The sequence below is a fragment of the Variovorax sp. Root434 genome (assembly GCF_001426595.1).
GTDB lineage: Bacteria > Pseudomonadota > Gammaproteobacteria > Burkholderiales > Burkholderiaceae_C > Variovorax.
The window spans coordinates 919057-931518 of sequence record NZ_LMEK01000012.1 but is presented as its reverse complement, the minus strand read 5'-3'; the positions used below and the strand labels follow the sequence as shown (position 1 = coordinate 931518).

Annotated in this window: 11 protein-coding genes; 6 read left to right on the top strand and 5 right to left on the bottom strand. The window is 67.9% G+C overall.

Annotated elements, in window-relative coordinates; all coding sequences use genetic code 11:
• The first annotated feature begins 19 nt into the window (after positions 1–19).
• The 4 genes from ASD05_RS14840 to ASD05_RS14825 all read left to right on the top strand — a co-directional run bounded on the left by ASD05_RS14840 (position 20) and on the right by ASD05_RS14825 (position 4070).
• Positions 20–2167, top strand: coding sequence for a hypothetical protein (locus tag ASD05_RS14840; RefSeq protein ID WP_082572061.1), 2148 nt, complete (start codon positions 20–22; stop codon positions 2165–2167).
• A 150-nt stretch (positions 2168–2317) separates the two neighbouring features.
• Positions 2318–2944, top strand: a complete 627-nt coding sequence (locus ASD05_RS14835; RefSeq protein ID WP_056593551.1) for a DUF938 domain-containing protein — start codon at positions 2318–2320, stop codon at positions 2942–2944.
• A gap of 181 nt (positions 2945–3125) precedes the next feature.
• A complete protein-coding gene (locus ASD05_RS14830; protein WP_056593546.1) occupies positions 3126–3416 on the top strand; it encodes an HU family DNA-binding protein in 291 nt (96 codons plus the stop codon).
• A 123-nt stretch (positions 3417–3539) separates the two neighbouring features.
• Positions 3540–4070 carry a C40 family peptidase gene (locus ASD05_RS14825; protein WP_056593543.1) on the top strand — a complete coding sequence of 177 codons (531 nt, stop codon included), beginning with the start codon at positions 3540–3542 and terminating at the stop codon, positions 4068–4070.
• A 4-nt stretch (positions 4071–4074) separates the two neighbouring features.
• On the opposite strand, the gene ASD05_RS14820 is transcribed toward ASD05_RS14825, so the two are convergent.
• The 5 genes from ASD05_RS14820 to ASD05_RS14800 form a co-directional block, all read right to left on the bottom strand.
• Positions 4075–4758, bottom strand: coding sequence for a DUF2894 domain-containing protein (locus ASD05_RS14820; RefSeq protein ID WP_056593540.1), 684 nt, complete (start codon positions 4756–4758; stop codon positions 4075–4077).
• Complete coding sequence (locus ASD05_RS14815; RefSeq protein ID WP_056593537.1) at positions 4733–5386, bottom strand: OmpA family protein; 654 nt, start codon at positions 5384–5386, stop codon at positions 4733–4735. Before ASD05_RS14815 ends, ASD05_RS14820 begins: the two co-directional genes overlap by 26 nt.
• Positions 5386–7746: a DUF802 domain-containing protein gene (locus ASD05_RS14810; RefSeq protein ID WP_056593532.1), complete on the bottom strand. Its 2361-nt coding sequence runs from the start codon at positions 7744–7746 to the stop codon at positions 5386–5388. Before ASD05_RS14810 ends, ASD05_RS14815 begins: the two co-directional genes overlap by 1 nt.
• Complete coding sequence (locus tag ASD05_RS14805) at positions 7743–8453, bottom strand: DUF3348 domain-containing protein (protein ID WP_056593530.1); 711 nt, start codon at positions 8451–8453, stop codon at positions 7743–7745. Before ASD05_RS14805 ends, ASD05_RS14810 begins: the two co-directional genes overlap by 4 nt.
• A gap of 111 nt (positions 8454–8564) precedes the next feature.
• A complete protein-coding gene (locus tag ASD05_RS14800; RefSeq protein ID WP_082572060.1) occupies positions 8565–9812 on the bottom strand; it encodes an FAD-dependent oxidoreductase in 1248 nt (415 codons plus the stop codon).
• Positions 9813–10039: 227 nt separating this feature from the next.
• On the opposite strand from ASD05_RS14800, the gene ASD05_RS14795 reads away from it, so the two are divergent.
• Together ASD05_RS14795 and ASD05_RS14790 are read left to right on the top strand one after the other, a co-directional pair.
• A complete protein-coding gene (locus ASD05_RS14795) occupies positions 10040–12115 on the top strand; it encodes a carbon starvation CstA family protein (protein WP_056593525.1) in 2076 nt (691 codons plus the stop codon).
• A 4-nt stretch (positions 12116–12119) separates the two neighbouring features.
• Positions 12120–12326 carry a YbdD/YjiX family protein gene (locus ASD05_RS14790; RefSeq protein WP_007837269.1) on the top strand — a complete coding sequence of 69 codons (207 nt, stop codon included), beginning with the start codon at positions 12120–12122 and terminating at the stop codon, positions 12324–12326.
• Positions 12327–12462 lie beyond the last annotated feature (136 nt).

Sequence of the window (12462 nt, the reverse complement as noted above, 5' to 3'; positions counted from 1 at the left end):
TTTACGAGGACCTCCCGACATGACATCTTTCAAGAAAACGCTGTGCGCGACTGCGGCAAGTACCAGCTTGGTGCTGTTGGCCGCTTGTGGTGGTGGCGGCGGCGGGGGCAGCGGCGCTGCCCTGTTCCCCATTGCCGGGTCGCCGCCAGCGGCCCCGCCGTCGACGCCCCCATCGGCGCCGCCAGCCTCGAACCCGCCGCAGACCTCATCGCAGTTGTCCGGCGTGGCCGCCACCGGCGCGCCCTTCGCGGGCGCCAACATCGTCGTCGTCGACCAGACCGGCGCCACCGTGTGCACGACGCAGACCGACAGCGCAGGGGCCTACGCCTGTGCCCTGCCCGCCAGTGCCAAGGCCCCGTTCGTGATCACGGCCCAGCGCGACGACCTGACGCTCTACAGCACGACCGCCAGCACCACGGGGGGCACGGCCAACGTCTCGCCGTTGACCACCATCATCGTTTCCCGGCTGTCGCCGGACGGCAACCCCGCCAGCCTGGCCGGTGCCATCCAGGCGAACCCCGGCGCCCTGACCGCAGCCTCGATCCAGCAGCAGGTGACGAGCCTGGTCGCCGCACTCCAGCCGCTGCTGAGCACGCTGGGCCAGGGGACGCTCGATCCGGTCTCCGGCGTCTTCGTGGCCGACGGCACCGGCCCGGACAAGGTGCTCGACGCCATCTCGGTGAGCGTGCGCCCCGACGGCACCGCCGCCAACATCGAGATCACGGTCAAGACCGTCCCCGCGACCGAGGGCAGCGCGCCCGTTTCGATCACTTTCCGTTCCAGCGACAGCAACACGCCGACGCTGCCTCCGATCGCGGCCGGCGATCTGGCGCAGGTGCCGTCGCCCGCGGCGGTCGCGGCGCTGTTCGACAAGGTCACGGCATGCTTTGCACTGCCGCTGTCGCAGCGCGTCAACGCGCCGAACGACACGTCGGCCGTGACGGGTACGGCCACCGACGTGATCGCGCCTGCCTGCCGCACGATGTTCGTCGGCGACGACCCCGGCACCTACTACCAGAACGGCTCGTACGTGGGGCGCGACAGCAGCAACGCCGGCGCCTTCGCGGGCCTGTTCAGGCCCGGCACCACCGGCCTCAAGTGGGACCGCGGCAACTTCGAGCATGTCCGCGCGAACGGCGACCTGCTCCTGAGCTACCGCACGACGGACGTGTCCGGCAACGTCGACTACGACACCATCGTCGCGCGCAACGTGAACGGCACGCTCAAGCTGTCGGGCAACGGCTATACCTACGCCGCCCGCGTGCGGCCTTATTCCGAACATCGCGAGCTGATCAATACGCCGGACTTCAGCTACTACACGACGGGCTACAACGTCAACATCGACAACAAGACGGACGGCAACGGCAATTCGATCTTCAGCCAGGTGGTGCTGACGACCCCCACCGGCTCGACGCGGGTCTACCTGCCGACCGCGGGGCTGTCCTATCTCGTCGCTGCGAAGGACGATGGCGTGACGCCGACGTCCGGCAGCGTCTTCCGCCTGCGCGGCGAGTACCAGAACACCGCGACGGCGGGCAACCCGAGCGACAGGGAGAGCAATCTGTTCTTCCTGAGCCCGCAGTACAGCGACGCGCAGATCAGCGCGCTGAACGACCAGAGCGTCTGGAAGCTCGAGTTCGTGCCGGTGGGTGGCGCTGTCGGCAATCCCGGCAACGTGACGCAGTCCTACCGCACGCTGTCGCGGGCGCAGAGCATCGGGGAGATCCGTCAGGTCGCCTTCGTCGGCCTGACGGCGGCGATGCGCTCGCAGCTGATCTCGGCAAGCTCGGCCACGGGCAGCTTCGTCTTCGGCGCGCCAAGCCAGAACGATCCGAACCTCATCGACTTCAGCGCCGACGGCAACCTGGACGCGTGGACCGTGCCGCAAGGCGCGCTTCCCCCCACGTCGTTCACGGCGTACGGGCGCGCACCGAGCCCCGGTCCGGGCCAGCAGGGCGCGCGCTTCAACGACAGCACGGGCGTTGCGAGCCAGGCACGCTCGGTGGTCCTGCGCTGCTCGACGCAGACCGTGAACGATCTGCACTGCGACAGCAGCCTCGGGCTGCAGTACGCCGCAGGCACGTCGGTCAACAACTTCGAGCTCTGGGCACGCACGTCCCGCCAGCTGGAGGTGAGCAAGAAGGTGGCGCTCTACGAGTTCCACTGAATCGGCATCGAGCCCGTTGCACGGCCCCGCCTCGGCGGGGCTTTTTCATTTGCGGGTTGGCGCTCGATGCGCGGTAGCTGGGCCTTCATGGCAACATTGAAATACCCTTGCCCCGATGTCTTTCAAACCACCTCATCAAAGTCCCCCCGAATGCCCGACCTTCCCCACAGCCCCGCCGCCGACCGCAACAAACAGCCCATTCTGGATGCGCTGACCCGCATCCTCGGCGAGCGTGGCACTGTGCTGGAGATCGCGTCCGGTACGGGGCAGCACGCTGCCTGGTTCGCGGCAGCCATGACTCAATGGGTATGGCAACCCACCGACGCAGATGCCCGCATGCTCCCCGCGATTGCAAGCCGAGTCGCAGAAGCTGCGCAGCCCAATCTCCGCCCGCCGCTCCTGCTCGACGTGATGGCCCCTCAATGGCCATTGCAGGGTTCCGCATCCGCTGAAGAAGAAAAGAAGTTCGACGCGATCTACTGCGCCAACATGCTGCACATCGCGCCTTGGACCACATGCGCTGCCTTGATGCACGGGGCCGCGCGGCATCTGCTTCCTGGCGGCGTGTTGATCACGTACGGGCCGTATTTGGAAGATGAAGTTCCAACGGCGCCGGGCAACCTCGCGTTCGACGAAGACTTGCGTGCCCGAAATTCCGCATGGGGCATTCGCCGCCTGGAAGACGTGACGGCAGAGGCGCACCGAGCAGGCCTCGTGCTGCGCGAGCGGCATGTAATGCCTGCGAACAACCTGCTGCTGGTCTTCGGCTTCCGGTGAATACGGGGTGCAGTCCGTTGCGCGGGAGATTCTTCCCGCGCCAGCGTGCATCGATCACGATGTTTCACTTTTGAAACGCGCGCGTGTCCCGCTCCTTCGGCGGGGCGTATAAAGTTCGAGCCCGGTGCGCTCTGCGCCACTCATTTCCCTTCAACCGTCCGATCAAAGAAAGAACCTCATCTTGAACAAGACCGACCTCATCACGGCCATCGCCGCCGACACCAACCTCAGCAAGGCCGACGCCGCCCGCGCGCTCGACTCCACCATCGAAAACCTGTCGCGCGCCCTGGCCGGCGGCGACACGGTGCAACTGATCGGCTTCGGCACCTTCGCCGTGGCAAGCCGCCCCGAGCGCACGGGCCGCAATCCGTCGACCGGCGAGCCGATGACCATCAAGGCCAGCAAGGCGCCCAAGTTCACCGCCGGCAAGGCGCTGAAGGACGCGGTCAACGCGCCCGCCGCAGGCCAGTAAGAGCTTCTTTCCTTCCTCCGTGGCGCCGGCGCAGCAGCGCACGGCCTGCGGAGGGGCCATCTTCAGGTCGCCGTCGCGTTCCGCGCTAGAGTCCGTGCACGTTCACAAGCTCAGCCATCCGACATGCCCGACGCACCTGTGCCAACGCCACGTTCCCACGCGCTCTTGCTGCCGCTGCTGCAGTGGCTGCTTCGGCTCCTTCCGATAGGGGCCTGTCTTCTGGTTCTGGGCTGCGCAGGCCCTACCGGGCCAAGGCCGGGAGCCGCCGTCACCAGCACGCTGACGGCCGAACAAACCAACAGCATCGCGATCCACGCACTGGGGCTGGTCGGCACGCCGTACCGCTATGGCGGCAACACGCCGGACGGCGGCTTCGACTGCAGCGGCCTCATCGGCTACGTCTATCTCAACAGCGTGGGGCAGTCGCCGCCGCGCACGGTGGCGCGGATGGCGGCCTTCGGCAGTCCGGTCGCAATGTCCGACGTTCGCACCGGCGACCTCGTGCTCTTCGGTTCGTTCGCACCGACGCATGCCGGCATCTACGTGGGCGGAGGTCGCTTCGTGCATGCGCCGTCGACCGGCGGCGAGGTGCGGCTCGACAGGCTCGATGGCGTGTATTGGTCGCGCCAGCCGATGCAGGCGCGGCGGCCCTGAGGGTTCAGGCGGACTTGCCGCGACCGCTCTTTCTGGCAGGGCCTTCGGCGCGCGGGCTCGCCGCACCCGCCGCGGCACTGCTCCCGTTCAACTGATCGACCCACGACAACGCATCGACATACGACATGAACCGGTTGAGATATTCCGGCGACAGGTCGCGCATCAGCGTGAGCGAACGGTGCACGAGGTGATGCGAGTTGAGGGGGCCTGCGTTCTCCGGCACCTTCGCCAGCGATTGCGTCAAGCGCCGATCCGCGCTGAGCTTGGACCATGTGCTCTTGAAGTAGCGGATCGACTTTAGTTCGGTGGAAGGCGAAGAGGCAGGGAGGCCGCGTGCCGCATTGCCCGCAGCGGGGGGCGAGCTATCGCCAAGCACTGGTGCATGCCGGGCAATGTGATCGACGAGGCCGGCAAGCGCCCCGCGCTCCGGTGCGGCTTCCTGTTTCGCCGCATCCGCGGGCCGCGCCTTCTCTAGATCCTCGCCGTACGCAGCAAGCAGCGTGAGCACCTTGTCGTCCAGAATGCGCCGAGCCTCGCCGCAGTACGCGGCTGCGCGCCTGGCCATCGCCTCGATGACACGAAAGCGCACGGGATCGAAGCGATGATCGCCGCGCTTGATCGATGCAGCGACCATCGCGGCGGTGTCGAGGCAAGTCTCGTGATCAGTCACGGGGCTTTGCGCTGGCATTGTTGGAGGGCCTCGGCGTGGGCGCCATTTCCACGCGCCTGTTCTTCGAGCGCCCATCGGCATCTGCGTTCGAGGCCACCGCCTGCTCAGACCCGAACGCCGCCGCGAAGATCGACGACGACGGTATGCCCGATTCGATCAGCGCCCGTGTCACCGTCAAGGCACGCTGCGCCGACAGCTCCCAGTTGTCTGCAAACTGGCGTGCGTTGTCGCGCATCTGCCGGTCGTCGGTAAAGCCGCTCACCATCAGGATCTCGTCGCGCGACTTGAGGTATGCGCTCAGCGGTGCGGCCAGGCTCTTGAGCAGTTGCCGGCCTTCGGGCTGAAGCTCCGCGGAGTTGAAGGCAAACAGCACGCTGCCGCTGATGCCGATGCGGCCGTTGTTCAGTGTCACGCGGCCGGCTGCGAGCGGCCCCGCGAGAGCTTGTTCCAGCGTTTGCCGCCGCTTGGCCTCGGCTTGCCGCTGCTTGACCTCGGTCTCCAGCTTGGACGCGAGCTCCAGCTGCATGCCGATCGCGCACACCAGGATCAGCACGAAGGCCCCGAGCAGGCCCGCCATCAGGTCGCCGAACACCGCCCACACCGGCACGCCCGGCTCGTCGAAGCCGGCGTCGAGGTCTTCGCGCATCATGCTTCGCTGTCCACCGGTGCCTGCTGTTGCTGGCGGCTGGCGATCTGCTGCATGTCTTCGACGATCTGCTTCTGCGACATGATGCTCAGGTCGATGACTTCGCGCGCCTGCGCAACGTAGTAGGCCAATTGCTCGTCGCTGCGCGCAATGGACTTGCCCAGCGCGCCTTCGATGCGCTGCAGGTGGCCCGCGAGCTTGTCGTTCGACTGGCTGAACAGCTGTACGGCAAGGCCGAAGGCTTCACCGAGGCTCGCCACTTCGACGGCGCTGCCGGTGATCTGCGCGGCAACGGCGGCCATCTTCTCGGACTCGGCGTCGGCCTTCTCGGTGAAGCGGCTGCCCACGCGCTCCAGCAGGTCCGCCGATGCGGACACCAGGGTGTCGATGGCCGTGCGCTGTTCGGTGGAGGCATGGTTCACGGCGTCGAGCAGGGTGGCCAGCGTTTCGAGGATGCGGCTGCGCTCTTCCAGCATCGCGTTGTCGCGGGTCATGCTGTCGGCGAGTTTCTGGCGCAGCTCGGTGACAACCTCGGCTGCGGCGCGCGGTGCTTCCGCTGCGGCTTGCAGCAGCTGCGCGATCTCGGCAACGGTGTTCTTCGCATGCGCCTCGGTCTGGGCCGACATGTCCCGCGCGGTTTGCGCCATGGCATCGATCAGTTGCTGCTGCTGGCTCGCGTTGTGTGCGCCGGCCTGCTGCCATTCCTGCTGCAGCGATGCGGCCATGGCGGCCAGCGATTGCGTCCACGCCAAGAGGCGTTGTTCGTCGCGCGATGCCATCTCGGACACGATCTCGGCCGCGGCCCGTGGCGCTTCCGAAGCCGCCTGCAGCAACTGTGCGATCTCGGCGACGGTGCTCTTCGCGTGCGCTTCGGTCTGGGCCGACATGTCGCGCGCGGCCTGCGCCATGGTGTCGAGCAACTGTTGCTGCTGGCTCGCGTTGTGTGCGCTGGCTTGCTGCCATTCCTTTTGCAGCGAGGCGGCCATGGCCGTGAGCGATTGCGTCCAGGCCGCGAGGCGCTGCTCGTCGCGCGATGCCATGTCGGTCTGCAGCTTCGCGTGTGCGCCATCGACCGTGTGCAGCAGCGACGCGGCATGCTGCGCGAAGGCGGCGGCGGCCGACGACAGGGCCTGGTGCGCATCGCCCGAGAGTTTTTCGCTCACGCGCTGATGCTGCGCAAGCGCGCTGCCCCAGGTGTCCGACACGTTGCCCACGGCGCTTTCGAGGCGGGCGGAGACGGTGTCCACCAGCGCGGCCGAGCGCTGTTCGAAGGTCTGCGCGAATTGGTCGTGCGAGCCGCGCATGTCCTTCGACAAGGCTTCGCTCGTGCGCTGGTGTTCAGCGAGCGCTGTCTTCCAGGTATCGGCCACGCGGGTGGTGGTGGCCTCGAAGCGGGTCGACAGGCCGTCGAGCTGCTGCTGCACGGTCTGCGAGATGGTGTCATGCAGCGTGGCTGTTTCGCGCGCGATGCCGGCCATGGTGGCTTCGACGACCGGCTGGATCGCAGCGCCGGCGACGCGTGCGCTCTCGGTCAGGCTCTGCTTCAGCGACTGGTCGACGGAAGCGGCGAGGCTGCCGTACACGGCCTCGGCCTTGCTGTGGAAGTGGTCCTGGCTGGTGGCGAGGCGTTCGTTCAGCGCGTGGCTCTGGCGTTCCATCGCCAGCATCATGGCCTGCAGCTGGCCGACCAGCTCGGGCATCGCGTGGGCCTGCTGCTGCAGCAGCTTGAACGATTCCTCACGCTGATGCGTGAGCGAGAAGACGCGCAGGACCGTCGCGATCTGGGTGTCGAGCAATTGCCCGGCCTGCAGCCGCTCGCGCCGGCTCAGCGCCGAGGCCAGGCCCAGCATCGCCGAGGCGGCCACGCCTGCCACGGAGGTGCCGAAGGCCAGTCCGAGGCCCTTCACGGGAGCGGACAGCGAGTCGCGGATGGTCTGCAGATCGGTCGAGCTTTCCAGCGCGAGGCCGGTGCCCTTGAGCGTGACCACCATGCCGACGAAGGTGCCGAGCATGCCCAGCAGCACGAGAAAGCCGGCGAGGTACGGCGTCATCGCCGGGCCGGGCAGGCCGACGCGTTCGCCCTCGATGCGCAGGCGCACCGCGTTCTGCAGCGAAGGATGCAGCCGGCCGAGCCATGCGCCGAGGTTGTCGGGCGGGGCGGAGAGGTCCGCCACGGCCTGCGTCAATGTGGAGGTGGCCTGCTGGAAGCGATGCAGTTCCAGCGCGCCCATGAGGTAGGACGCGCCGATGATCGCGGTGACGGCCAGCGCCAGCGGGTTCGTGCCGATGTATCCGGCGCCCACCCAGCCGACGACGGCCAGGCCTGCGACAAAGACGGCATATTGAAGGAAGCGGGTCATGGGGTCCTGGTGGCCTGGGTGCGAAGTGCTTCGAGCAGCCCTTCGACCGGTTGAAATCGAAAGTCCAGTTCGGCGAGCAGCACGTCCTGGGCGTCTTTGCGGAACACGTCCAGCCACGCGTCGGTGGGCTGGGTGCCGCTGTCTGTCTCTGCTTCGTCAGGCGTCTCGGCGGCCTTGCGCAAGCGCTCGAAGTGCTTTTCGAGCATCCCGGGCACGGCCGACAGCAGGCTGTGCTCGCGCGCCTCCAGCACCTGCGCCATGACCACGTCCACCGACGCCAGCCGGGCCATGGCCGGCGATTTGGCCGCCAGCGCCGAGCGCAGCCGGCTGCGCAGCGAACCGACACCGGCCTCCATCGCCTGTTGCCGGGCGAGGTAGCGCCGGCGGTACGGGGTGAACTCTGGCGTCGCGTCCTTGCTGGTGCCGAAGGTGCTGTCCTCGGCGATGGCATTCGCCAGGGCGGCTCTCACGCGTTGGCATTCGCCTTCTTCGGTGTTGCGGGGAGCGCGGGTGCCAGGCTGTGCCGTCGTTGCCGGTGCGCCATCGAGCGCTGCGGACAGCGAGATGGCATCGGTCCAGCCGAACCACTGGCTCAGTCGGTCGGCGGTGGGTTGTGCGGGTTCGCGAGCATCGATGTCGGCCAGTCGGGAAAGCAAGCGAATGAGCGCCGAGCCGTTGAAACTTGTGCGCCTGAAAACTTGCCCCATACCGCTTGAACGCGCCTGATCGAAACCTGGCAGTCTACAACAGCGACCTCTCGCAGAGGCCTGCCCGGCGGCCTCCCCAGGCCCCGGCTGTGTAACGAAATGCCAGTTCCATCACGCCCGTGGCGACTTCACGTGCTCGGGCCGCACGCCCATGCCCACGGTCCGCGCCGGCAGCCTGCGCAGCAGCGGCCAGCGCGCCAGCAGCCGCAGCGGCCAGGGCAGGTGCCCGGAACCGGACGCCAGCTCGCCGCCGAGCACGGGCACCAGCACGCGGTCCTGTACCAAGCGCTGCGCCGCCTGCGTCACGCGCACCGGCCATTCCCTGCGGCGCTGGAGCTGGGGCAGCAGGGCGTCGATTTCCTTCTCGCTCGCAGCGCCGGCCAAGGCCTGGGCCAGCAGGTTGGCGGCGGCCACGGCGTCCTGCACGGCGAGATTGATGCCGACGCCGCCCACCGGCGACATCGCATGCGCCGCGTCGCCGATGCACAGCAGCCCGCGGCACGACCAGGCCTCGAGGCGGTCGACCGTCACCTCGAGCAGCTTCACCGCGTCCCAGCCGGGCAGTGCCGATGGCAGCCGGGCGGCCAGAAAGGGGGCGACCTTTCCGATCTCTTCATGGAACGCCTCGATGCCCCGGACCTGCAGCGCAGCGTGGCCGCCCTTGGGAATCACGAAGGCGCATTGCCAGTAGTCGCCGCGGTTCAGCATCGCCAGGAAGCGCCCGCGCGCGATGTAGCCCCCGGTGGTGGAGGGGTCGCCGGCCTGCTTGGGAATGGCCATCCAAAGCGCGTCGATGGGTGCGCCGTAGCTGATGTGCGGCAGCGCCGCGGCATCGCGCAACGCGGAGTGCCGGCCATCGGCCGCCACCACCAGCGAGGCGTGCAGCTCGACATCCTGCGGCTGGCCCGCGCGGCCGCCGCGCCGCACCTTCACGCCGTTGACGCGTCCCTTGTCCTGCAGCAGGCCGATGACCTCGGCATCGGTCCACAGCTCGAAGCCCGGGTAGCGCCGGGCCTCGTCGCACATGAAATCGAGGAACTCCCATTGCGGCATCAACACCAGGAACTTGCCGTGCGCGGGCAGATGCGTGAAATCGGCCACCGGGATGCTGCGGCCTTCGAAGGTGACGCGCAGTTCCTCGATGCGGTCGTGCGGGCGCTGCAGGAAGGCGTCGAGCAGGCCCAGCTCGTGCAGGATCTCGAGCGTTGACGGGTGCACGGTGTCGCCGCGAAAGTCGCGCAGGAAGTCGAGATGCTTTTCCAGCACGACGACGGGCACGCCGGCCCGGGCCAGCAGAAGGCCCAGCACCATGCCGGCAGGACCGCCACCTGCGATGCAGCAGCGTGGTTGTGTGTCCATGGCTTCGATTCTTTCGCCCTCTGATCGCGTCCTGATGAGGGCTCACATGTTCGCGCCTGGTCCGGTTCCTGCGTGTAGGCCCGCAGGCATTGCACTGCGGGACGGCGCCAGTCGTACCCGGGTTTTCCATTACGCAAAGCCACGCATGCACTCCGCGCAGTCCGACGGATGCGCCCGCGCCGCAGCCCGGCAAAACTCCTCGGGTTCAACATAGAGGAGACATCCGCATGCACAGCATCCGACGCCATCTGGTGTGGCTGGTCGTGGCCGTGGTCGGCGCATTCGCGCTCGGCACCGTGGCCCTGACCCGAGGCGAAAGCGTCAACGCCCTCTGGGTGGTGGCCGCCGCGATCTGCACCTACCTGATCGCCTACCGCTACTACAGCCTCTTCATCGCCGACAAGGTGCTGGGCCTGGACGGCAACCGCAAGACGCCGGCACACCGCCACAACGACGGCCTGGACTACGTGCCGACCGACAAGAACGTGCTGTTCGGCCACCACTTCGCGGCCATCGCGGGCGCGGGTCCGCTGGTGGGGCCGGTGCTCGCGGCGCAGATGGGCTACCTGCCCGGCCTGCTGTGGATCCTGGCGGGCGTGGTGTTCGCCGGTGCGGTGCAGGACTTCATCATTCTGTTCATCTCCACGCGGCGCGACGGCCGCTCGCTCGGCGACCTCGTCAAGCAGGAGATGGGCGCGGTGCCCGGCATGATCGCGCTGTTCGGCACCTTCATGATCATGATCATCATCCTGGCGGTGCTGGCGCTGATCGTGGTGAAGGCGCTGGCCGAATCGCCGTGGGGCACCTTCACGGTGGCCGCGACGATTCCGGTGGCGCTGTTCATGGGCGTGTACCTGCGCTACATCCGCCCGGGGCGCATCGGCGAGGTGTCGCTGATCGGCTTCGTGCTGCTGATGCTGGCCATCTTCGGCGGCCAGGCCGTGAGCCAGAACCCCGAGTGGGCACCGCTCTTCACCTTCGACGGCAAGGCGCTCACATGGATGCTGGTGGGCTACGGCTTCATCGCCGCGAGCCTGCCGGTATGGCTGCTGCTGGCGCCGCGCGACTACCTGTCGACCTTCCTGAAGATCGGCACCATCATCGCGCTGGCCATCGGCATCGTGTTCGTGATGCCGACGCTGCAGATGCCGTCCGTCACGCAGTTCGCGCAGGGCAACGGCCCGGTGTGGGCGGGCAGCCTGTTCCCGTTCTTGTTCATCACCATCGCCTGCGGCGCCGTCTCGGGCTTCCATGCGCTGATCTCTTCGGGCACCACGCCCAAGATGCTCGACAACGAGCGCCATGCGCGCTTCATCGGCTATGGCGGCATGCTGGCCGAATCCTTCGTCGCGGTGATGGCGCTGGTCGCGGCCTCGTGCATCGAGCCCGGCATCTACTTCGCGATGAACAGCCCCGGCGCGCTGGTCGGTACGACCGCGCAGCAGGTGGCGGCCACGGTGTCGAGCTGGGGCTTCGTGATCACGCCCGAGATGCTGCTGCAGACCGCCAAGGACGTGGGCGAGACGACCATCCTCGGCCGCGCGGGCGGTGCGCCGACGCTGGCCGTGGGCATGGCCCACATCCTCCACCAGGTGATCGGCGGGCAGGCCATGATGGCCTTCTGGTACCACTTCGCGATTCTGTTCGAGGCGCTGTTCATCCTCACGGCCGTCGATGCCGGCACGCGCGCCGGCCGCTTCATGCTGCAGGACCTGCTGGGCAGCTTCGTGCCCGCGCTCAAGCGCACCGATTCGCTGCCGGCCAACCTCGTCGCCACGGCGCTGTGCGTCGCGGCCTGGGGCTACTTCCTGTACCAGGGCGTGGTCGATCCGCTGGGCGGCATCAACACGCTGTGGCCGCTGTTCGGCATCTCCAACCAGATGCTGGCCGCGGTGGCGCTGATGCTGGGCGTGGTCGTGCTGTTCCGCATGAAGCGCGAGCGCTATGCGTGGGTGGCGATTGCGCCTGCCGCGTGGCTGCTGGCGTGCACGCTCACGGCGGGCTGGCAGAAGATCTTCTCGGCAGACCCGAAGATCGGCTTCCTCTCGCACGCGGCCAAGTACACAGACGGCATCGCCAACGGCGTGCTGGTGGCGCCGGCCAAGACGCCCGAGGCCATGTCGCGCATCGTCTTCAACGACCGCCTCGACGCGGCGCTGTGCGCGCTCTTCATCTTCGTGGTGCTGAGCGTGCTGGTCTACAGCATCAAGGCCTGCCTGGCGGCGCGTGCGGCCAACCGGCCGACCACCAAAGAGACGCCGTTCGAGCCGGTGGGCGCCGCCGCCGCAACGGCCGCGCACTGACGCCATGGGCCTCGCATTGCCGGAAGCCGGGCGCTACTTTGCGCGCTCGCTCAAGCAGTCGCTGCGGCTCATGGTCGGGCTGCCCGACTACGACGCCTACCTGACGCACATGGCGGCCACCCACCCGGACCGCGCGCCGATGAGCTACGAGGCCTTCTTCCGGGAGCGGCTGGAGGCGCGCTACGGGGCCGGTAAGGGGCGTTGCTGCTGACGCGTCGCTGCATCTAGAATCCCGCGGTCGCGCGACGCGATCCCTTCGCCCAAAGCCCCGGCCACCGAGCCGGTGCGAGCCGGCGAAGGCACCCAACCCAGATTTTCTCCAGGCAGGGCGTACACGGTTTCTTCAT

Excerpts from the sequence above, each read along its gene's own strand:
- ASD05_RS14840 (WP_082572061.1), top strand. The coding sequence starts at position 20 with ATGACATCTTTCAAGAAAACGCTGTGCGCGACTGCGGCAAGTACCAGC.
- ASD05_RS14800 (WP_082572060.1), bottom strand. The coding sequence starts at position 9,812 with ATGGACACACAACCACGCTGCTGCATCGCAGGTGGCGGTCCTGCCGGC.
- ASD05_RS14815 (WP_056593537.1), bottom strand. The coding sequence starts at position 5,386 with ATGCGCGAAGACCTCGACGCCGGCTTCGACGAGCCGGGCGTGCCGGTG.
- ASD05_RS14805 (WP_056593530.1), bottom strand. The coding sequence starts at position 8,453 with ATGGGGCAAGTTTTCAGGCGCACAAGTTTCAACGGCTCGGCGCTCATT.
- ASD05_RS14790 (WP_007837269.1), top strand. The coding sequence starts at position 12,120 with ATGGGCCTCGCATTGCCGGAAGCCGGGCGCTACTTTGCGCGCTCGCTC.
- ASD05_RS14825 (WP_056593543.1), top strand. The coding sequence starts at position 3,540 with ATGCCCGACGCACCTGTGCCAACGCCACGTTCCCACGCGCTCTTGCTG.
- ASD05_RS14795 (WP_056593525.1), top strand. The coding sequence starts at position 10,040 with ATGCACAGCATCCGACGCCATCTGGTGTGGCTGGTCGTGGCCGTGGTC.
- ASD05_RS14810 (WP_056593532.1), bottom strand. The coding sequence starts at position 7,746 with ATGACCCGCTTCCTTCAATATGCCGTCTTTGTCGCAGGCCTGGCCGTC.
- ASD05_RS14820 (WP_056593540.1), bottom strand. The coding sequence starts at position 4,758 with ATGCCAGCGCAAAGCCCCGTGACTGATCACGAGACTTGCCTCGACACC.
- ASD05_RS14835 (WP_056593551.1), top strand. The coding sequence starts at position 2,318 with ATGCCCGACCTTCCCCACAGCCCCGCCGCCGACCGCAACAAACAGCCC.